Origin of the sequence: Paraburkholderia caballeronis (genome assembly GCF_900104845.1) — a bacterium.
GTDB lineage: Bacteria > Pseudomonadota > Gammaproteobacteria > Burkholderiales > Burkholderiaceae > Paraburkholderia > Paraburkholderia caballeronis.
On the sequence record NZ_FNSR01000002.1, the window covers coordinates 233,869 to 255,146 of the forward strand.

The window sequence follows — 21,278 nt, forward strand, 5'->3', positions numbered from 1 at the left end:
CGACGCTCATGAGTTTCGATCCCGAGTTCCTGCGGCTGCTTCAGGAAACGTTCCAGGCGGAACTGGCCGAGCAGTTGCAGCACATCACCGACGGCCTGCTGAGCCTCGAAAAGCTGGCTGACGGGAACGAGCGCCAGGAGGCGCTGAACAGCGTGTTCCGCTGCGCGCACAACATCAAGGGCGCGGCGCGCAGCGTGGACGCGACCGGCATCGCCGATCTCGCGCACCAGCTCGAATCGCTGTTCAGCGCGCTGCGCGCGGGGCGGCCGGTCGAGCCGGGCCTGATCGATCTGAGCCTGCAATGCGTCGATGCGTTGCGCGAACTGGCGGACGCGGGATTGTCGGGCGCGGCGCCTCCGGCGCTGCTGTTACGGCTTGGCGAGGCGGTGGCGAACGGGGCGCCGGTTGCGGAGGGCGCGAGTCGCGCGGGCGGCGACGGCATGACGGCGGCAGCGGTGGACGAAACGGCCTTCGGCCTGCCGCCGGCCGCGACGCCGTCACCGCCCTCGCCCTCGGCCTCGGCCTCGCCCATTTCGCCCGCCGCGCCGACCGCGCATACGTCGATGCCCGCCGCCGGGTCCGAAGCCACGCCCGACTCCGCTCAAGCCTCCCCCCCGCCACGCGAACGCGCGGCCCCGTCCGGCGGCGTCGATCACGGCGACATCGTGCGGGTGCCGTCGAGCCGCCTCCAGCACATCTCGGCGCTGGCCGAGGATTTGCAGCTCGCGAAGATCGCGATGGGTGAGCATTTCCAGGAGGTGCAGCGCCTCGAACGCGGGCTCGGCCGGCTCGAAGCGCAACTGCGCCGCTGGGGCGACGCGCGCCACGCGACGGCGCACGCGCAGGCCGTCGCGGACGCCGGCACGCGCCGCGTGGCCGGCGAAACGCTGCCGAAGCTGGTCCAGTTGCGCCGCGAGACGGCGACGCTCGGCAAGGCGATGCGAGCCACCGTCAACCGCACGAATCATCTGAGTTCGGCGCTGCAAGGCACCCTCCGCGTGCTGCAGATGGTGCCGGTCGCGAACCTGCTGCGGCCGATGGCCCGCATGGTCCGCGACATCGGCCGCGAACTCGGCAAGGAAGCCGAACTGCACGTGAGCGGCGACCAGATCGAAGTGGACCGCCCGGTGCTCGACGGGCTGCGCGACCCGCTGATGCACCTGCTGCGCAACGCGATCGACCACGGGCTGGAGCCGCCCGACGCGCGCCGCGCCGCCGCCAAGGAAGAGACCGGCCACATCTGGATCGACGTCGCGACGGCAGGCAGCCAGGTCGTGCTGCGGATCCGCGACGACGGCCGCGGCATCGACGCGGGCCAGGTCGGCGCGATCGCGCTGCGCAAGCAGTTGATCCAGGCCGACGAGCTGGAACGCCTCGACGACGACGCGCGGCTCGCGCTGATCTTCCGGCCGGGTTTTTCGAGCAAGGACACCGTGACCGACCTGTCGGGCCGCGGCGTCGGCCTCGACGTCGTGATGGCGAATCTGCGCAAGCTGAAGGGCTCGGTGCGCCTCGACACCGTGCCGGGCCGCGGCACCACGTTCACGCTCGAACTGCCGCTGACACTGTCCACCGATCGCGGCCTGCACGTGCGGGTCGGCGGCGAGCATCTGCTGATCCCGAGCATCACCGTCGATCGCGTGGTCGAGATCGGCCGCGCGGAAGTCATCGAGGTCGCCGGCAGCCAGGCGCTGATGCTCGCCGGCCAACCGGTGCCGCTGCGCGACCTCGCCGCGACGCTGCGGCTGCCCGCGCGCGAGCAGGCCGCCGCCGACGCGCGGTTGCAGGTGGTCGTGGTGTCGAAGGGCTGGGCGCGGGTCGCGTTCGTCGTCGACGACGTGCTCGGCGAACGCGAGATCGTCATCAAGCGCCTGCCGCCGCCGCTGCATTCGGTGCCGAACATCGGCGGCGCGACGCTGAACGGCAACGGCGAGATCATGATGGTATTGCAGGCTGACGACCTGGTCGAAAACGCGCTGCGGCTCGGCGGCGAAACGCTGGCGCCGCATCAGGAAGCGGCCGGGACCGAGGCCGCGCGCGTGCGGCACATCCTCGTCTGCGACGACTCGATCACCACGCGCACGCTGCAAAAGAACCTGCTCGAATCGAAGGGCTATCGGGTGACGCTCGCGACCGACGGCCAGATGGGCTGGGAACTGCTTCAGGACGGCGACTTCGACATCGTGATCACCGACATCGAGATGCCGCGCCTCACCGGCTTCGAACTCACCGGGCGCATCCGCCACAGCGAGCGCCACGGCGAACTGCCGGTGATCGTCGTGAGTTCGCTCGCGCGCGAGGAGGACCGGCTGCGCGGCATCGAGGCCGGCGCCGACGCGTATATCGTGAAGGGCGAGTTCGAGTCGCAGGCGCTGCTCGACGCGCTGCATCAACTGATCTGACCCATATGCCCATGACCCGCGTTCTGGTCGCCGAGGATTCGCCGAGCACCGCCCTGCTGTTGCAGGAAATACTGCGGCACGCCCACTTCGACGTGGTGGGCATCGCGCGCGACGGCAACGAAGCCGTCGCGATGACGGCGCAACTCTGCCCGGACGTCGTCACGATGGACGTGCAGATGCCCGGCCTCGACGGCATCGAGGCGACCCGGCTCATCATGGAGCGCACGCCGACGCCGATCGTCGTGGTCAGCGCGGCCCTCGACGACCCCGAATTGCAGGTGCACTTCCGCGCGCTGAACTACGGCGCGGCAGCCGTCGTGCGCAAGCCGCCCGCGCCGGGCCACGCCGACTTCCAGGCCGCCGCGCGCCATCTGACCGAAACCGTGCAGGCCGTCGCCGGCGTGCCGATGGTGCGCCGGCGGCGGCAGCCGGCCGAACCGGCCGAACCGCCCGCCGCGTCGTCGTCGGACGCGGCGCCGGTCGGCGCAGCGCCCGCCCGCGCCACGGCCGCGCCGCGCCCGGCGCTCGCGCCGAAGCTGCTCGCGATCGGCGCATCGACCGGCGGCCCGCAGGCGCTCGCGTCGCTGCTGACCCGGCTGCCGTGCAGCTTCGGCCTGCCAGTGCTGATCGTGCAGCACATCTCGCCCGGCTTCATCGCCGGCCTGGCTGACTGGCTCGACCATCGCTGCCCGCTCTGCTGCTCGGTCGCGCGCGACGGCGAGCCGCTGCGTCCCGGCCACGTGCTGTTCGCGCCCGACGGCCGCCATCTCGAAGTGGCGACCGCCGGGACCGGGCTCGTCGCGCGCCTGTCCGACGCGCCGCCCGTCGCGCGCCATCAGCCGTCCGCCACGCCGCTGTTCGATTCGGTCGCGCTCGCCTGCGGCCCGCGCGCGATCGGCCTCGTGATGACCGGCATGGGCAGCGACGGCTGCGCGGGCCTGCTGCGCATGCGCGAGCGCGGCGCGCTCACGCTCGCGCAGAGTCCGGACAGCTGCGTCGTGCCGAACATGCCGCAGGCCGCGATCGACGCCGGCGCGGCCGCCGAGACGATCCCGCTCGACCAGTTGCCCGCGCGGCTCGGCGCCGCGCTCGCCCCGCATCAGGAGCATTGACATGCATGCCTTGATCATCGAGGACTCGCCGGTCTTCGTGCGCATCATCGAACACGTGCTGCACGCGCTCGGCTTCGAAACGACGTTCGTCGGCACCGCCGCGGACGGCAGCGCGGCGCTCGATCAGCAGGTCTTCGACCTGCTGATCCTCGACCTTCATCTGCCGGACCAGGACGGCCTCGAATTCTGCCGGCAACTGCGCGCCCGCGCGTCGCACCGGCTGCTGCCGGTGCTGATGCTGACGTCGGACGAAAGCGAGCCGCTATTGCGGCGCGCGCTCGAAGCCGGCGTGACCGAGCTGTTCCACAAGGCCCGGCTCGCGGACGTGCAGGTGTCGCTGCGCGACTACATCACGCGGCTGCAACGCCAGTACAAGGGCCGCGTGCTGCTCGTCGAGGACAGCCCGACCACCGCCGCGCTGCTGCGGTACATGCTGACCCGCATGTCGCTGACGGTCGATCACGTCGACACCGCCGAGGCCGCGCTCGCGGCGCTGCCGGACGGCAACTACGACCTGATCGTCAGCGACGTCGTGCTGGCCGGCAAGATCACCGGGCTCGGCCTCGTGCGCGCGGTGCGCGCGATGGAAAGCGAGGTCTCGCGCACGCCGATCCTCGGGCTGTCCGCCAGCGAGGACACCGCGCGCAAGATCGAGATGCTGAAGCTCGGCGCGAACGACTACGTGTCCAAGCCGGTGATCGAGGAGGAGTTCGTCGCGCGGGTCGGCAACCTCGTCACCGCGAAGCAGTTGTTCGACCAGGTGCTCGAACAGCGCCGCGAACTGCGCGAACGCAGCATCCGCGATCCGCTGACCGGCCTCTACAACCGGCGGTATCTGGCCGAGATGTCCGCGCAACTGTTCGCGCAGGCCGAGCGCGAGCATCAGCCGATCAGCCTGATCGTGCTCGACCTCGATCACTTCAAGGCGGTCAACGACACCCACGGCCACGATACCGGCGACGTCGTGCTGTCCGGCATCGGCAAGCTGCTCGCGCAAAGCTGCCGGCAAGGGGACGTGCTCGCGCGCTTCGGCGGCGAGGAGTTCGTCGCGGTGCTGCCGAACTGCGCGGAGGAAACGGCGCGGCAATGCGCGGACCGCCTGCTCGACGCGGTGCGGACGCTGCGGCCCGCCGGCCTCGACATCACCGCGAGCATCGGCGTGGCGAGCGCGAACGACGCGGCCGCGTATCCGTTCGACGCGCTGTTCAAGATCGCGGACCAGGCCGTGTACGCGGCGAAGCACGGCGGACGCAACCAGGTCGTGATGGGCAATCCGATGCTTCAGGCGGATTGAAGGCGGCGCGCTCGCCCATCGCGCAGGTCCGTACTTTCGCGCATGAATCGCGAACTGACGAACATTCAAAGGCCGGGGCAACGGGACTAAGGTAGCGGCGTCACCACTCGACCTACCGGACCCTCCCATGTCCCTCACCCCTCAACATCCCATCGGATCGGGTTTCACCGCGGCCTCCACGACTTCGCACGTGATCCGGGGCATCAGCCTCGTCGGCAAGGTGGCGATCGTCACCGGCGGTTATTCCGGCCTGGGCCGCGAAACCGTCCGCACGTTCCTGTCGGCGGGCGCGCGCGTGATCGTGCCGGCGCGCGACGTCGCGCGCGCGAAGCAGTCGCTCGAAAGCCTGCCCGCCGCCGAAGTCGAACCGATGGATCTGCTCGATGCGGCGTCGATCGACGCGTTCGCGAAACGCTTCGTGCTGTCCGGGCTGCCGCTCGACATGCTGGTCAACAGCGCCGGCATCATGGCGCTGCCCGGGCGGACCCTCGACGCGCACGGCCACGAACTGCAATTCGCGACCAACCATCTCGGCCATTTCCGCCTGACCGCGCGGCTGTGGCCCGCGCTGAAACGAACCGGGAGCGCGCGGGTCGTGTCGGTTTCGTCGATGGGGCATCGCTTCTCGCCGGTCGTGTTCGACGACCTCGACTTCGAGCATCGGCCGTATAACCCGTGGGCGGGTTACGGCCAGTCGAAGACCGCGAACATCCTGTTCGCCAGCGAACTGGATGCGCGCGGCCAGGCCGACGGCGTGCGCGCGTTCTCGCTGCATCCGGGCGGCATTCCCGGCACCGGGCTGGAACGGCACGTGCCGGTGCGGGATCTGATCGACGCCGGCGTCATCGACGAAAACGGCGCGCCGCTGATCGATCCCGCACGGGACATCAAGTCGATTCCGATGGGCGCGGCCACCCAGGTGTGGTGCGCGACCAGCCCGCAACTCGACGGGATGGGCGGCGTGTTCTGCGTCGATTCCGATATCGCGCCGCTGCTGGACGCGAACCCAACGGACTTTTCGATCGCGGAGAACCAGTCGGGCAAGCGCAGCAACGGCGTCGCGCCGTTCGCGGCCGACCGCGACGCGGCGGCGCGTCTGTGGGAAGTCAGCGAGCGGCTGACGGGGGTGCGGTTTCCTGATTGATCGACGGGGCGATCGACTGGCGATCGCGCGCCGGTGACGCGAGTCACCGGCGCGCCACGTCGATCACATCGAGTCTCGAACGCTCACTGCCGGTTCGCCTCGATCACGGTCATCGCGGTCATGTTGATGATCCGCCGCACCGTCGCGCTCGACGTCAGGATGTGAACCGGCGCGGCCGCGCCGAGCAGGAACGGGCCGACCGCCACGTTGCTGCCCGCCGTGGTCTTCAGCAGGTTGTACGCGATGTTCCCCGAGTCCACGTTCGGACACACCAGCAGGTTCGCCGCGCCCACCAGCTTCGAATGCGGCAGCACCCTCGCCCGCAGCGCCTCGTCCAGCGCGCAGTCGCCGTGCATCTCGCCTTCGGCTTCGAGGTCCGGCGCCTGCGCGGCGATCAGGTCGAGCGCGCGGCGCATCTTCGGACCGGACGCGGCGCCGCCGGTGCCGAAGTTCGAACGCGACAGCAGCGCCACCTTCGGCGCGAGGTTCAGTCCGCGCATGCAGTTCGCGGCGGCGATCGTGAACTCCGCGATCTGTTCCGCGCTGGGATCGTCGTTCACGTGCGTATCGACGAGCGCGATGGTGCGGTCGTCGAGCAGCAGGATGCTCATCGCGGCATACAGATGCGCGCCCGCGCGGCGGCCGATCACCTGGTCGACGAAGCGCAGATGGTCGTGATACGCGCCCACCGTGCCGCACACCATCCCGTCGGCATCGCCGAGCCGCACCATCATCGCGCCGATCAGTGTCAGACGCCGGCGCATCTCGACGCGCGCCATCTCCTTGCTGATGCCGTCGCGGCACATCAGTTCCCAGTAGGTCGTCCAGTACTGATGGAACCGCTCGTCGTACTCGGGGTTCGTCACCTCGACGTCCTCGCCGAGCTTCAGCCGCAGCCCGTATTTCTCGATGCGCGCCATCAGCACCTCGGGGCGGCCGACCAGGATCGGCCGCGCGAGTTTCTCGTCGACGATCACCTGCACCGCGCGCAGCACCCGTTCGTCCTCGCCCTCGGTGAACACGATGCGCGCATTGCCGCCTTCGCGCACGATCTGCTTCGCGGCCGCGAACAGCGGCTTCATGAACGCGCCCGAACGATAGACGAACTGCTGAAGCTGCTCGACGTACGCATCGAGGTCCGCGATCGGCCGCGTCGCGACGCCAGCTTCCATCGCCGCGCGCGCGACCGCCGGCGCGATCCGCACGATCAGGCGCGGATCGAACGGCTTCGGGATCAGATACTCGGGGCCGAACGACACGCCGTAACCGCCGTATGCGGCCGCGACCACTTCGTTCTGCTCTTCCTCCGCCAGCCCCGCGATCGCATGGACGGCCGCGATTTCCATCTCCTTCGTGATGGTCGTCGCGCCGACGTCCAGCGCGCCGCGGAAGATGTACGGGAAGCACAGCACGTTGTTCACCTGGTTCGGGTAATCGCTGCGGCCCGTCGCGATCACCGCATCGTCGCGCACGCTCCGCACCAGCTCCGGCAGGATCTCCGGCGTCGGATTCGCAAGCGCCAGGATCAGCGGTTTCGCGGCCATTTTCACGACCATTTCCGGCTTCAGCACGCCGCCGGCGGAGAGGCCGAGGAACACGTCCGCGCCTTCGATGACCTCGCTGAGCGTGCGCGCATCCGTGTTCTGCGCGAAGCGCGCCTTGTCCGGGTCCATCAGTTCCTGGCGGCCTTCGTGGACGACACCGGCCAGGTCGGTCACCCACACGTTGCCGCGCGGCAGCCCGAGATCGACCATCAGTTCGAGGCACGCCAGCGCCGCCGCGCCCGCGCCGGACGTCACGACCTTGATCTCGCGGATGTCCTTGCCGACCACCTTGAGGCCGTTGATGAACGCCGCGGATACGGTGATCGCGGTGCCGTGCTGGTCGTCGTGGAAAACCGGGATCTTCGTCCGCTCGCGCAGCTTGCGCTCGACGATGAAGCACTCGGGCGCCTTGATGTCTTCCAGGTTGATGCCGCCGAACGTCGGTTCGAGGCCGGCGATGATGTCGACCAGCTTGTCCGGGTCCGACTCGTTGATTTCGATGTCGAACACGTCGATGCCGGCGAACTTCTTGAACAGCACCGCCTTGCCTTCCATCACCGGCTTCGACGCGAGCGCGCCGATGTTGCCGAGGCCGAGCACGGCGCTGCCGTTCGTTATCACGCCGACCAGGTTGCCGCGCCCCGTGAAGCGAAACGCGTTGGCCGGGTTCTCGACGATCTCCTCGCAGGCCACCGCGACGCCGGGCGTGTACGCCAGCGCGAGATCGCGCTGCGTGACAAGCGGCTTGGTCGCGACCACCGCGGCTTTGCCGGGTTTCGGGAATTCGTGGTAGTCGAGCGCGGCCTGCCGGTCCGTGTTGTTCATGCTGTCTTCTCCGTCCTGTTCGTCTGCGATGGGGCGTGTCTGTCGATGAGCGCCGCGGCGCCGTCTGCCGGGCGCCATGGAATCCGCCGCGCGCGGTGCGGCGCGGTACGGCTATTCTAGGAACGCGCGCCCGGCCCGCCATTCGCGGTTGGAATCGACCCATAACGGTTTGCTGATGGCCCCGCGCGCCCGCGAATGCCGGCGCGCGGCGCAAACCTGTATGATCCCGCTACGTTTTTCGCGTCCTCGCGCTCAAGGCATCATGACGGCGTTCGATCCCACCCAGGTCCTCCACAAGCTCACTTCGCGGCTGCGCGTCCGGCAGTTGATGCTGCTGATGCAGATCGAGCAGCACGGTTCGATCACGCGCGCGGCCGAGCACATGTCCAGCAGCCAGCCCGCCGTCACGCAGGCGCTCGCGGAACTGGAGGATCTGTTCGGCACGCCGCTGTTCGACCGCTCGGCGCGCGGGATGACGCCGACGCCGCTGGGGCGGCTCGTGCTGATGTGCGCGCGCGGCATTGCCGAGGATCTCGGGCATCTGGTCGGCGACATCGAGGCCGCGCTCGCCGGCCGCGCCGCGCACATCCATCTCGGCGTGGTCCCGTTCGTTCCCAGCCGGCTGCTCGCGTCGGCCATCGAGCGGACCCGCAGCGACGGCGGCCAGCGGATCAGCGTCACGCTTCACGAAGGCACGAGCGAGCATCTGCTGTCCCGCTTGCAGGACCACAAGCTCGACGTCGTCATCGGGCGCGCGTCGTCGACGCTGGACGCCACGCAGGTGTCGATGGAGGTGCTGTACCGGCAGCCGCCGCGACTCATCGCCGGGCGGCGGCTCGCTGCGCGGCTCTCGCGCGTGCGGCCCGACTGGCGGCGGCTCGCCGAACTGGACTGGATACTCGGCGCGCCGCATACGCCGATGCGCGAGCAGGTCGCGTCGATCTTCCTCGACGCCGGCATTGCGCCGCCGGTGCCGCTGACCGAGAGTTATTCGTCGCGGCTGATCGGCGAGATGGTGGCGGCCGGAGAACGCGCGGTATCCATCGTGCCGGCCGACATCGCGGACGAGCTGGTGCGCGTCGCGGGCGTGTCCGTCGTGCCCTACACGCTCGAATGGTCGCTGCCGCCGGTCGCGTTGTTCCAGCGCGCGCGCGGACGGCGCGTCGTGGATCAGGTGTTCGCCGACTCGCTGCACGCGCTGCTGCGGGAAACTTATCCGTCGTGATCGCGGCGCCGCAACGGCCTTTCCGCGCCGGCGAAACGCGATAAGAACGCCGGGCTCTAGCGGCTCATCGCACGCCGAAGCTGAACCACGCTCGGCGTGACGATCGGGATGAAAGCCGCCTCGCGGCGGCGGCGCGCGACCTCGGCGCCGCCGCGCAGATAACCGCGGCTGCCCGCGCCCAGCACTTCGAGGCTGACCGCTTCGTCGACGAGCGTCGCGAGCAGAAGCCGCAGACAGAACAGTTCCTTCGGCCTTTCGACGAATTCGCCCGCTTCGATGCCGTCGAACAGATCGAGCACCAGGCCGTGCAATTCGGTTTCGAGCGTCAGGCCTTCGCCCGCCAGCATCGCGCGCGTGGCCGCGCCGGTGCTGTCGAGCGTCCGGAGACTGCGGCGCGCGAGACCGATCGACAGCCCGCACTGCAAACCGAGAAAACGCGGGCGCAGGCGGGCAAGGAACCCAGGGCCGTCGGCGGCGATGCGCCAACCGCGATCGACCCTCACGTCGTCCAGCGTCAGTCCGGCCGTGTTGCTCGCGCGCAGCGCGATCAGGTCGAGGTCCTCGCTGCGCGCAACGCCCGGCATCGCGTCGCTGACCGCGTAGATGGCCGGCGGGCCGCCCGCTTCGGACGCGGCAGCGAGTGCGACGACATAACCTTCGCGCCGCAGGTTCGTGACGAACGCGAGCCGCCCCGTCAGCCGGCAGGCGTCGCCAGCGGGCCGCGCGACCACCTGAAGCGCGCCGTCCATCTGCGCCAGAAACTTCATCGCGTTCGACAGACCGACCGCGCCCGCCCGTTCGCCCGTCAATGCCGCCGGCAGTTGTGCGTCCCGCAACGCGTCGTTGTCGGTCGCGAGCAGGCATTCGATGAACGCACGCTGGCCCCACAGCACGAACGCGGCGGTCAGCGAATGCTCGGCCACCGCGGCAACGGTTTCGATCGCATGCAGGATGGTCCCGCCGCTGCCGCCGTATTCGAGCGGCACGCCGACGCGCAGCAGACCCGCGTCGGCCAGTTTCGGCACGACCGCCGGGGCGAGGTCGGATTGTTGATCCAGCCGCTCGGCGTTTTCCTGCAACCAGACGACGAGCGCGTCCATGTCGGGGATCGCGTGACTCGCCACGAGGCGAGCATCGACGCCGGTTGCCGCATGCGTGGCTTGCTTCATCGGGTTCGAATCCATTCGGAACATCGCGCCGATGATAGATTCGGGCTGCCTGCAATGACAGTAACAGTTGGCGTCGAAAAAACGGCAGCAGTTGCCGGGCGGAAGGAACCGCAGACGCAGGACGCCGGAATCGCGCCGCAGGGTTCGTTCACGAGCGGGCGACGTCCCGCCGCTCGTCAACCTGGCGGCGGCCGGCAAGCAGCCAGACCAGCAACGCCACCCCGAACGCGAGCGCGCCGGCAACGCCGAGCGCCGCCGCGAAGCCGGTCGCGAACCCGGCCGGCGCGATCGACGCCAGCGCCCGCCGGGCGTCGGGCGCGAGCCGGGCCAGCGCGTGGCCGACGTCGCCCGCGAGCAGGTCCGACATGAAGCCGGCGTCGACGCACGCGCTGCCCGCCGCGCTGTCCGCCGCACCGCACGGCATCGCCGCGTCGATCGCCGACTGCGTGCGCGACGCCAGCACCGCGCCGAGCACGCCGACGGACATCGCGATCGCGGTGAAGCGCGTCGTCGTGCTGATCCCCGCTGCCATGCCGGTCCGATGCGCAGGCACGCACGCCATGATGGCCTTCTGCGTATCGCCGTTGAGCACGCCCGCGCCGAGGCCGGTCACGATCATCCCGAGCGCGACCCAGCCGTAAGCGTTCCACTGCGCGACCGCGGCCGTCAGCAGGTTGCCCGCGCCGACCAGCGCGAGCCCGATCGGCAGCGTGGACGTCGAGGCCGTCGAATGCCGTCCGATCCGGACGCCCAGATACGGGCCGACGATCATCGACAGCGCGAACGGCAGCATGCCGACGCCCGCGTGAACCGGCGTCCACTCGAATGCGTTCTGCAGATACAGCGGCAGAAAGGTCATCATCACCTGCGCGCACGCCGCGTAACCGAACATGCCGAGCACCGCCGCCACGAAGCGGGCCTGCGAGAACAACGACAGATCGACCACCGCATTCGCGCGACGCTTTTCGATCGCGACGAAACCCGCGATCAGCAACGCGCACGCCGCAAACCGCAGCGACGTGACCGGACTGCGCCAGCCGGCGTCCTGCGCGCCGATCAGCGCCCAGATACCGCACGCGAGGCCGAGGCCGAAACACAGGCTGCCCGCGAAATCGACCGGCCCGGCGTGAGGGTTGCGCGAGTCCGTCACCGAGTGCCACGCGCAGACCATCAGCACGGCGCACACCGGCAGGTTCAGCAGGAAGATCCAGCGCCAGCCGACCCATTGCGTAATGACGCCGCCGACCAGCGGAGCGACGGTCGTCGCGATGCCCATCGTCATGCCCCAGACCGCCCATGCGCGCGCCCGCTCGCGCGGCCCGGGAAAGGCGTTCGCGATGACGGCCAGCGCGGCCGTCAGCAGCAGGGACGCGCCCACGCCTTTCGCCGCGCGCGACAGGTTCAGGAACCCGACGTTCGGCGCAAGCCCGCAGCCGAGCGAAGCGAGCGCGAACACGAGCAGGCCGCTCAGCAGCATCTTCTTGCGCCCGTAGCGGTCCGCGAGGCCGCCCATCGGCAACAGGCACGACGCGAAGGAGACCATGTACGCGCTGACGACCCATTCGACGTCCGCGAAACCCGCGTGAAACGAGCGCGCGATGGAAGGCAGAGACACCGCGACGATATTGGTATCGAGCGAAATCAACGCGCACGTCGCGGACGCCGTGGCGAGCAGGAACCACGATGAACGGGGCGATGCCGCGGCTTGCGGCCCCTTCCCTGCTGTCGCGCCGACTGCGTCGTGACGGCGGTCACTGGCGCCAGCGCCATCCGAACGTGGGGCGTCCCGTTCCTTCAGCATGCCTGTTTCCCAGAAGCGTCTAAACAGGCGTCATGCTAGCGCTCACGATGTTTTAGATCGATAGCACCCCGGCTCATATCTGTTCATCGCCGGATGAACAATCACGCCGGCAGCGCCGTCATGTCCTTCAGCCACGCGATGAAGTCGGCGACCTCCGGCCGCTCCGCGTTTTCCGGCGACACGGTCACGTAATACCCGTACGGCGGCCGCGCGGTCAGTTCGAACAGGCGCACCAATGCCCCGCTGCGCAGATAGGCGTCCACCATCGCCTGCCGCGCGAGCGCCACGCCCTGACCGTTCAGGCACGCCTCCAGCAGCAGGCCCATGTCGAAATAGTCCACGTCGGCGCGCGGTTCGGGCCAGTCGAGGCCCGCCGCGCCGAACCACGGCTGCCACGGTTCGAGCGCGCTGCGCAGCAGCGTGCATCCGGCGAGGCTTCGGGGATCGGGAATCGGCCCGTGCAGTTCGAGATACTGACGGCTGCATACCGGAAACACGGATTCATGCAGCAGCGGAATCACTTCCTGTCCTTCGTAACGGCCGTCGCCGAACCGGATCTCGACGTCCGCGTCGTCCGACTTCAGGCCCACGAGCGGCACGGATAACTGCAACGTCGCGGTGAGCTGCGGATGCCGGCGGATGAATTCCGGCAGGCGCGCAACCAGCAGTTGCCGCGCGAAGCTCGGCGGCGACGCGATCCGCAGCGTCGGCTGCTCGCGCGCCCGCGCCGTTTCGAGCGGAAAGTGATTCAGCGACGCCAGGCACGCCTTCACCACCGCGAGGTACTCGGTGCCCTTCGTGCTCAGCGTGTAGTCGCCCTGCGCGCCGACGAACAGCCGGAAGCCGACGCCTTCCTGCAATTGCCGCAGCCGGTGGCCGACGGCGCTCACCGACACGTGCAGTTCGTCCGCCGCGCGGCTCAGGCTGCGCAGGCGCGCGACCGCCTCGAAGGCGGTCAGGCAGTGGATGGGGGGAATCGAATATCGCATGGCCGGCTGACGTGGAGGCACCGGCGACGATCTTACTCCGCGAACCCGCAGCGTCTATCGGCAAAGATACCGGGGCTGCGTCGCCGCGACGGGGGCGCAAGCGATCCTTCGCCCCCCGAACGATACGCGGATCGCGCGTCCGTGCGTCTGTTACCGCGCGTGACCCGGCGCGGCGGCGAGCACGGCCGCGCGCTCGCGCAGCGAACGCGACAGCAGCGCGCGGTCGCTGCCGACGCTGAAAATCCGCACGCCCCGCTTCAGCCAGTGATCGCGTTCGGCCGCCAGGCCGTCCGGATGCGCGGCGAACAGCGACGCCACCACCGGCACGCGATGATGGTTCGCGCGCTCGACCACGCGGTCGAGCAGACCGGTGACCTCCGGATGGAACGGCTGGCCGCGCAGCCCCAGTTCGTGCGACAGGTCGAACGGGCCGAGCGCGATCGCGTCGAGCCCGTCCACCGCGAGGATCGCGTCGATGTTCTCGACGCCGGCAAGCGTCTCGATCAGCGCCCACACGGTGGTGTGCCCGTTGGACCAGCGCACGAAGCCGTCCCAGTCGTCGGTCAGGTAACGCGCCGCGCGCGTGCTCGGGCACGCGCCGCGCAGACCCGGCACGCCGTCCGCGCGATAACGCGCGAACGACACGGCCGCGCGCGCCTGCTCGGCGCTCGACACGTTCGGCACGATGACGCCCATCGCGCCGCCGTCGAGCGCGCGCATGATCGACGCGGCGTCGAGCGACGGCACGCGAAACAGCGGCGTGATGCCCTGCGCGTCGGCCGCGCGGAACATCTCCACGGCGGTTTGCAGGTCGAACGAGCCGTGCTCCGCGTCGATCCAGACGAAATCGAGTCCGGCGGCGCCGCACATCTCGATCACTTCGGGCGACGCAAGCTGCACCGTGATGCCCGACACCGGAGCGGCGTCGGCAGTCAGGAGTTTCGCGCGGTTCGTCCGGTAGACGGACCGCGTCGGTTGATTCTGCATGGTCATGCGAGTGCTCAGTTGGCTTGAGTGGGAGAAAGGTCCAGCCCTTCGCCGGCGGTCGCACGCGCCGGCGGCAGATTGCCGAGCGCGCGCTGCATCTCGTCGAAACCGGCGTTCGCCACCGGCTCGGGCCTGAGCAGCGACACGACGATCGCGGACACGAAGGACAGCGGAATCGAGAACAGCGCGGGGTTCTTCATCGGGAAGCACCACCACAGGCGCGCGAACGCTTCGGGACTGCGATGAAGCACGTCGATCTGCACCGTCGGCGACAGCAGGATCAGCACCACCGACACCGCCGCGCCGGCCAGGATGCCGCAGACTGCGCCCACCGTGGTCAGCCGTCGCCAGAACAGCGCGAGCGCGAGCACCGGAAAGTTGGCGGACGCCGCGATCGAGTAGCTCAGGCCCACCATGAACGCGACGTTCTGATGCTCGAACACCTGCGCGAGCAGCACCGCCGCGATCGACACGACCGTCGCCGCGATCTTCGCGACGCGCGCCTCGTTGGACGCATGCTCGCGCCGCACGACGCCCGCCCAGATGTCGTGGGCGAACGTCGTGGCCGCCGACAGCGTGAGGCCGGCGACGACCGCGAGCGTCGTCGAGAACGACACCGCGCAGATGTAGCCGAAAAACGCGTTGCCGCCGAGCATCTGGCTCAGCAGCGGCACCGCCATGTTGCCCGCGCCGCCCGCGGCCGCGATCGCCTGCCGGCCGACCAGCGCGAGACAGCCGAAGCCGAGCAGCAGCACCATCAGGTGGAAAACGCCGACGATGCCCGTGCAGTACAGCGCCGAGCGCCGCGCCTCGACCGGCGAGCCGACCGTCAGGAACCGCGTGAGGATCTGCGGCATGCCGAGCGCCCCGACCGTCATCGCCAGCGCCAGCGAGATCATGTCCCAGCGCGCGAGCCCCTGGCTCGGGCGCGGCGCGAGCGTGCCGACGCCATAGGTCGACGTGACGGCGCGGAACATCTCGATCACGCTGAAGTGGAAGCGCGACAGCACGAGCGCGGTCAGCAGCGTCGCGCCGGCCAGCAGCAGCACGGCCTTGATGATCTGCACCCACGTCGTGGCGCGCATGCCGCCGAACAGCACGTAGCAGAGCATGATCGCGCCGACGCAGACGACGGCCGGAAAATACGGCAGCCCGAAGATCAGGTTCACGAGGCCGCCGGCCGCGATGAGCTGCGTGATCAGATAGAACAGCACGATCGGAATGCTCGCGATCACCACGGCGATCCGCACCGGGCGCTTCGACAGCCGCCATGCGATCACGTCGGTCAGCGTGAACGTGCCGAGCCGCTTGATCGGCTGCGCAAGGCCGAACAGGATCAGCGGCCAGCTCGCGACCACGCAGATGCTGTAGAGGATCGCATCGAAGCCGGTCAGCGCGAGCGCGCCGGTCATGCCGAGCAGCGCGGCGGCGCTCAGGAACTCGCCTGCCATCGCGAACGCGTTTTGCCCCGCGCCGATCTGGCCGCCCGCGTTGAAGAACTCGCTCGCCGATTGCGCCTTGCGCGACGCGAACACGGTGATGCCGATCGTCACGAGCAGGAATGCGAAGAAGCAGAACAGCGCGGCAACGTTGGTGTGTGCGCCGATCATCGCGCCTCCCCGCCCCGGCGTTCGAGCCGGCCGATCACGACCGCATAGGCGACGCTGAGCGCGAGCGCGACGACGATCAGCAGCGGTTCGACGATCGCGCTCCACGGCACGCCCGGCACCGCCGGTTCGGCGATGCGGTCGCGGCCGAACGTAAACATGCCGATGAACGCGGCAAAAATCACCACGACGACGGCGGCGAACGCCGCCGAAATCCGGTTCCTGCTCTGGACAGAATGCACTGCAAGTCTCCTCGATTGTCCCGACGCGCGCCGCGGGTCTCGACGGAGAGCGGCGCACGAACGCCCGGCGCGGGGCCGGTGCAACGGGGACGCCTATTCTGGAGTCGCGCTCCGCCACGGCGCAATTGAATAGTTTTCGCGGCCACGCTCAATTTTTTTCCAACTGGGCGCGGCGGGCGTGGGCGAGCAGGTGCAGGGGAAAGCGGCCTGTTTTCCGCTTTCGGTGCATAGGCACAGGCGAAACGCGCCAGCGTTTGCCCGTATGTACGCAGAATGTATGGAGTGGCCGCGTGGGATGGATGATCGGGATCGCAAGTCCCGATCGGGCGGATGCGCGCACATTCAGCACAGCGGACATCACGCAGAAGCCCGAGGCAATCGCACGCCTGGGCGACTGGATCGCGTCGGTCTCGACCGGCAATTCGAGCCAGCAACGGGGATCGTCCTGCTGCCCCGCCCCGGCTCAAATCACCGTCTCGATCCCATGAAAGTTCTCATAAAAATCGAGCGGAAACGGCTGCCCCGCCGTGGGCGCGAACGGCTGCTTCAGCCACTGCGAGATCAACGCGGCCTGACGCGCGTTGCCCGCCCAGCGCAGGCTCACCAGCGTGCTCCGCTCGCCGGGCTGGATCGTATAACGGCGGCGCTGATTCCCGCGCAACACGTCGAGCGTCGTGTCCGCGCCCTGCCGGACCGCGCCGTTCAACGCCTCCAGCGAGAACGGATAGGAATCCACGGCGACGATCACGTCCTCGGCCGCGAGTCCGCTGCGGCTCGCCGGGCTGCCGTCGAGCACGCTGTACACGGCCGGCCCGGTGTCGTCCGCGAGCAGCAGGCCGCAATACGGCACCTCCCCTTCGCTGACGTCGAAGCCGAGCGCGCGCAGCCGCTCCGGCAACGCGAGTTTCGCCGGCTCGACGACCTTCGTTCTCAGACAGTTGCCGAGCCCCGGCCGGTAACGCTCGAAGAACTCGCAGACGTCGTCGATCGTGTAACCCACGCCCTTGCCCGCGAACGTGTCGTAGAACGCGGCGAACACGGTGTCGAGCGACTGCGCGCCGCCGGTTTCGAGACGCAGTATCGCGTCGAGTTCGAACGCGATCACCATCCCCGCGTCGTAGTAGTCGATCGCGCTGTTCGCGCGGCCCGGATACTTGTCGTGATTGAGGTACGCCGCCGCGGACGCGTCGGCCGGGCTCACGTGGCGCCACGCCGGCAGCGCGGCCAGATGCGTGTAGTAGCCGGTCACCGCACTGATGAACTGCGCCGGCGTATAAACGGCGGTGCGCGTGCACGACAGGAACTCGTAATAACGCGTGAAGCCCTCCGCGACCCACAGCCCCTCGCTGAAGCCGCCGCGCTCGAAATCGAAACGGCCGAGCGGAGCCGGCCGCAGTCGCCGAACGTTCCACGCATGAAAAAGCTCGTGCGCGCAGACCCGCAGACTGACGTTGTACTGATCGCTGTCGTGGAAGGTCGCCGGGTCGAGCCCCGCCATCGTGCTCGTCAGATGTTCGAGTCCCCACGCATCGTTCGGATTGAACGACAGCACGAACGTGTAGTCGTCGAACGGGAACGCGCCGAAGATGTCGTGATAGACGGCGGCGATCTCGCACAGGTCCTCGACGAAGCCCTCGACGTTCGCCTCGAAGCCCAACGCGCGCGTCAGGAACACGTGGTGAAACGGCGTGCCGCGCACCTCGCGCGTGATCCGGTCGAACGCGCCGAACGACACGGGCGTATCGAGCAGGCGCGCGTAACTGTCGTATTCCCAGCTCTGCGGGGACAACCTCGTCGCGCCGGACGGATGATGGATCGCCCAGCCGTCCGGCACGTGATAACGCACCGTGCAGCGGCCGTCGTGGGCCGTCACGCGCAGATAACGCGTGCCGAGCAGCACGCCGTGCTGGTCGCCAAGCACGCCGCACGCCTCGCTCATCGCGACCGACGCGGCCGCCGCGCGATAACGGACCGTCACCGCGCGATCCGCCGCGCCGCGCGCCGGCACGTCGATCGCATAGGCGGACCAGCCGTGACGGCGCACCGTGAGCGCCGCGCCGGTCGACGCATCCGTCGCGCGCACGTCGAACAGGTCGCGCGCGAACGGCGCGAACTCGTAAGCGCCCGGCACCCAGGTCGGCGTCGCGAGCACCAGTTGACCGGACGGCACGCCGTCGATCGCGAGTTCGACGCCGAGTTCGTGGCTCGTGGGATCGAGCGTGACTTCGTAGTGGACGTTCATAACGCGACCTCGTTCGACGCGGCCAACGCCGAAACGGATCGACCGTTGCCGGGATCGACCGTATTGAGCATGTTGCCGGCGCTGTACCAGAACGTGTCGCCGATGGTCAGCGGCACGACCGCATTCGCGATGCCCTGGAAACGGACCGAATGCGTGCCCGCTTCGACCGGCGGCGACGTGCCGATCGGCGTGCACGGCTGCGGAAAACTGACGAGCACGCCGGTCCGCAGTTGCGTGATGTCGAGCCAGTCGGGCACGGCCGGCAGCGTCAGCAGATGCTGGAAATCCGGATCGGCCGCGATGTAGTGGTCGAGGTGCGCTTCCTTGCCGTCGCCGAACAGCACGTAGGTCAGATTCGCGGGACGCGGAATGGTGTGGTCGAACGCGCGGTACACCACGACGCGATCGACGAACACGGTCGCCACGCCGACGATCTTCGTGTCCGGCGCGCCGTCGCCGTCGTTCGAATAGTCGCGGTAGATCGTGGCCGCGTACTTCCAGACCAGCCCGCACGCGACCTGCGGCAGCGTGAACGGATCGCTCGCGAGATTGATCAGGTTGTACGCCGCGCCCGGATGCTGCGCCTTGTCCATCAGATAGGTCGCCATCGACTCGGGGTCGAGCCGCACCTGAAGCGTCATCTGGTAGTGATGGTCCTCGACGCCGAACATCGGCATATGACACAGATACAGCGTGGTCGTGCCGAGCATGAACATCCCGTGCGTATTCGGCGTGTCCCTGATCGTCCAGAGTTTCGCATCGTCCTTCATGGCTGCCTCTCCGTGGCATGGGTGGCGCATCGGTCAGGCGACGTTCCCGCTCGTGGCAGGCGTCGCGTCAACGGTTTCGCGCGCGGCATCATTCGATTCTCAGAAAACCGGGCGCGGCCTGCCCCGCCGCCTGGCCGGAGTTCGCGATGCGCACGCCCCTCAGGCCCGGCAGCGCGTCGCGATCGACCGTCACCTCGATCGACAGCGCCTGGTTGCACGACGGATACGAATCGCCCGGCACCGTGTACGCGATGTCCTCGATCAGCTCGGTGACGACCGCGGTCACGCTGCCCGCCGCGCCGTCGAAGCTCACCGTCGGCAATTCGCCGCGCCCGCCGGGTTCCGCGCCGCGGCACACCAGCGTCATCGGCGCGCGCGTCTGCCCGCGCGCGACGGTCGGCGGCAGGATCACCGAATTGCTCGCGAGCACCATCGGCTGGCCGACCGGATTCGCGGGCGCCGCCGTGCCGTAATACGCGTTCCACAGCGCGGCGTGCCACATCTGCAGCGGCTGCGGCGTCGGGTTGGCCGGCACGCCCGCGCAGCCCTGGCGGTTCAGCGGCCCGTTGATCGGGATCGCCGTCGCGTTGACCTGCATGACGAAGGTCGCCGCGACCTGCGCCGCGTACTCGATCGGCGCGCCGCCGATCGTGATGTCGCCGACGCTGAAGCCGAGGTCGGGCGGCACCTCGAACACCGCGTGCAGGATGAAGTTGCCCGGCAGCGGCGCGCCGTGCACGTCGTTCATCGACAGCGCGCCGCGCACGACCCGCCAGTAGTCGCACGGGTGCGCGCCGCGCGGCGCGCGGGCGGGCAGCGCGTACTGGCTGAAATCCGGCATCTGCATGTAGACGCCGGGCGGATCGGCGATCGTGATCTTCCGGCACGTGCCGACCACCTCGTTAACCACGCGCCCGACATGCGGATCGCTGTGGCGATGCGGCTGGCCGAACTGCGCGCAGCAAAGAAGCTGCCTCGGGTCGGCGCGCTCGCCGATCCGCTGGATCGTCGCGAGTCCGGCGAGTCCGGCGATCCCGGTTTGCAGCGTGTTCGGCGTGCTGGTCAGATGCATCGCGCCGCCCGAGGTCGCGGTGCGCTCCGGCCCTCGGTTCCAGATGTTCAGCGGGTCGTAGGCGGGCGCGCCGGTCGACGGATCGATCACCGGATTGCCGGCGGCGTCCCTCACGTACAGGTCGGACAGCCGGATCGACCGGTTGCCGAGCGTCTCGCGATAGAGGTCGGCCACCACGTCCGGCGCGATCCGCCACAGCGTGTACCAGTATTCGGGGCTCTCGCAGGTGAAGTCGATGCGCACGATCCGGTTCGTGGTCGGGTCGCGCAGCACGCTCCATTCGCAGTATTCGTCCTGCCAGCCGCGCGGGCCGTAAGGGCCGTACGCCTTCGCGCCGGCCTTGCCCGTGCGCGGATCGGCGCTCAGGTGCGGGAAGGTCCGGCGGTCGGGCGCGCCGGGCGACGGCGTCCAGCCGTAGTCGGCAAGCTGGCCGATCTGCGCGGCCGACAGCGGGCCGCCCCAGTCCGCCTCGTCGCGACAGCCGATGCGGGCCGGCAGCGCGGGCCACTGGATCGGCCGCGTCGGCGCGTCGGCCGGAATCGCGGTGGTCAGCGGATTGAAGTAATACGGCGTGTTCGACGAATTGCTCGCCTGCCACGGATTGCCGACGATCGCCTGCTGCGCGATCGCGTCGAGATACTCGCTCCACAGTTCGGTGAACGCCGCGAACGCCGCCGGATCGTCCGAGAAATCCCGGACTGCCTGATCGGCCGGCGAACGAAAGGCGCGGAGCGGAAAAACCATATCGACCTCGTAGCGGGGAAAAAGCGCGGCCGCCGACGCGGCATCGTGCGTCGCCGCGCGTGTCGTCAGCGGCGGCTGACGCATCGCACCCCCTATAGCGAGTCCCATG

Annotated in this window: 15 protein-coding genes; 5 read left to right on the plus strand and 10 right to left on the minus strand. The window is 69.2% G+C overall.

The features are described from left to right. Positions 1–8: 8 nt before the first annotated feature. The 4 genes from BLV92_RS17555 (at position 9) to BLV92_RS17570 (ending at position 5,952) form a co-directional block, all read left to right on the plus strand. Positions 9–2,402: a hybrid sensor histidine kinase/response regulator gene (locus BLV92_RS17555; RefSeq protein WP_090547439.1), complete on the plus strand. Its 2,394-nt coding sequence runs from the start codon at positions 9–11 to the stop codon at positions 2,400–2,402. An 11-nt stretch (positions 2,403–2,413) separates the two neighbouring features. Further along, positions 2,414–3,514, plus strand: coding sequence for a chemotaxis-specific protein-glutamate methyltransferase CheB (gene cheB / locus BLV92_RS17560; protein ID WP_090547441.1), 1,101 nt, complete (start codon positions 2,414–2,416; stop codon positions 3,512–3,514). Position 3,515: 1 nt separating this feature from the next. Then, positions 3,516–4,808, plus strand: a complete 1,293-nt coding sequence (locus BLV92_RS17565; RefSeq protein WP_090547442.1) for a diguanylate cyclase — start codon at positions 3,516–3,518, stop codon at positions 4,806–4,808. 127 nt (positions 4,809–4,935) lie between these two features. Continuing rightward, a complete protein-coding gene (locus BLV92_RS17570) occupies positions 4,936–5,952 on the plus strand; it encodes an SDR family NAD(P)-dependent oxidoreductase (protein ID WP_090547444.1) in 1,017 nt (338 codons plus the stop codon). Positions 5,953–6,035: 83 nt separating this feature from the next. Here the strand turns inward: BLV92_RS17570 and BLV92_RS17575 are convergent, their stop codons facing one another. Continuing rightward, complete coding sequence (locus BLV92_RS17575; RefSeq protein ID WP_090547446.1) at positions 6,036–8,321, minus strand: NADP-dependent malic enzyme; 2,286 nt, start codon at positions 8,319–8,321, stop codon at positions 6,036–6,038. A gap of 262 nt (positions 8,322–8,583) precedes the next feature. Here BLV92_RS17575 and BLV92_RS17580 point away from each other — a divergent pair, with 262 nt between their 5' ends. Then, entirely contained in the window at positions 8,584–9,546 is a 963-nt protein-coding gene (locus BLV92_RS17580; RefSeq protein WP_090547447.1) for a LysR family transcriptional regulator, read from the plus strand. A 56-nt stretch (positions 9,547–9,602) separates the two neighbouring features. Here BLV92_RS17580 and BLV92_RS17585 read toward each other — a convergent pair whose 3' ends face one another. The 9 genes from BLV92_RS17585 to BLV92_RS17625 all read right to left on the minus strand — a co-directional run bounded on the left by BLV92_RS17585 (position 9,603) and on the right by BLV92_RS17625 (position 21,169). Next, positions 9,603–10,646, minus strand: coding sequence for an acyl-CoA dehydrogenase family protein (locus tag BLV92_RS17585; protein WP_243842393.1), 1,044 nt, complete (start codon positions 10,644–10,646; stop codon positions 9,603–9,605). 217 nt (positions 10,647–10,863) lie between these two features. Continuing rightward, positions 10,864–12,516, minus strand: coding sequence for an MFS transporter (locus BLV92_RS17590; RefSeq protein ID WP_090547449.1), 1,653 nt, complete (start codon positions 12,514–12,516; stop codon positions 10,864–10,866). A 101-nt stretch (positions 12,517–12,617) separates the two neighbouring features. Beyond that, entirely contained in the window at positions 12,618–13,505 is an 888-nt protein-coding gene (locus BLV92_RS17595; RefSeq protein ID WP_090547451.1) for a LysR substrate-binding domain-containing protein, read from the minus strand. A gap of 150 nt (positions 13,506–13,655) precedes the next feature. Continuing rightward, on the minus strand, positions 13,656–14,498 hold the full coding sequence (locus BLV92_RS17600) for an HpcH/HpaI aldolase family protein (RefSeq protein WP_090547452.1): 843 nt from the start codon (positions 14,496–14,498) through the stop codon (positions 13,656–13,658). An 8-nt stretch (positions 14,499–14,506) separates the two neighbouring features. Then, positions 14,507–16,102, minus strand: a complete 1,596-nt coding sequence (locus tag BLV92_RS17605) for a solute symporter family protein (protein ID WP_090547454.1) — start codon at positions 16,100–16,102, stop codon at positions 14,507–14,509. Then, the gene (locus tag BLV92_RS17610; protein WP_090547456.1) at positions 16,099–16,341 is read right to left on the minus strand and encodes a DUF485 domain-containing protein; all 243 of its coding nucleotides are present in this window, start codon (positions 16,339–16,341) and stop codon (positions 16,099–16,101) included. The genes BLV92_RS17605 and BLV92_RS17610 overlap by 4 nt, the downstream gene beginning before the upstream one ends. Before the next feature lie 463 nt (positions 16,342–16,804). Beyond that, complete coding sequence (locus BLV92_RS17615) at positions 16,805–18,583, minus strand: M61 family metallopeptidase (RefSeq protein WP_090547457.1); 1,779 nt, start codon at positions 18,581–18,583, stop codon at positions 16,805–16,807. After that, positions 18,580–19,353, minus strand: a complete 774-nt coding sequence (locus BLV92_RS17620) for a hypothetical protein (protein WP_090547459.1) — start codon at positions 19,351–19,353, stop codon at positions 18,580–18,582. The genes BLV92_RS17615 and BLV92_RS17620 overlap by 4 nt, the downstream gene beginning before the upstream one ends. A gap of 88 nt (positions 19,354–19,441) precedes the next feature. Next, complete coding sequence (locus tag BLV92_RS17625; protein WP_143040695.1) at positions 19,442–21,169, minus strand: hypothetical protein; 1,728 nt, start codon at positions 21,167–21,169, stop codon at positions 19,442–19,444. Positions 21,170–21,278 lie beyond the last annotated feature (109 nt).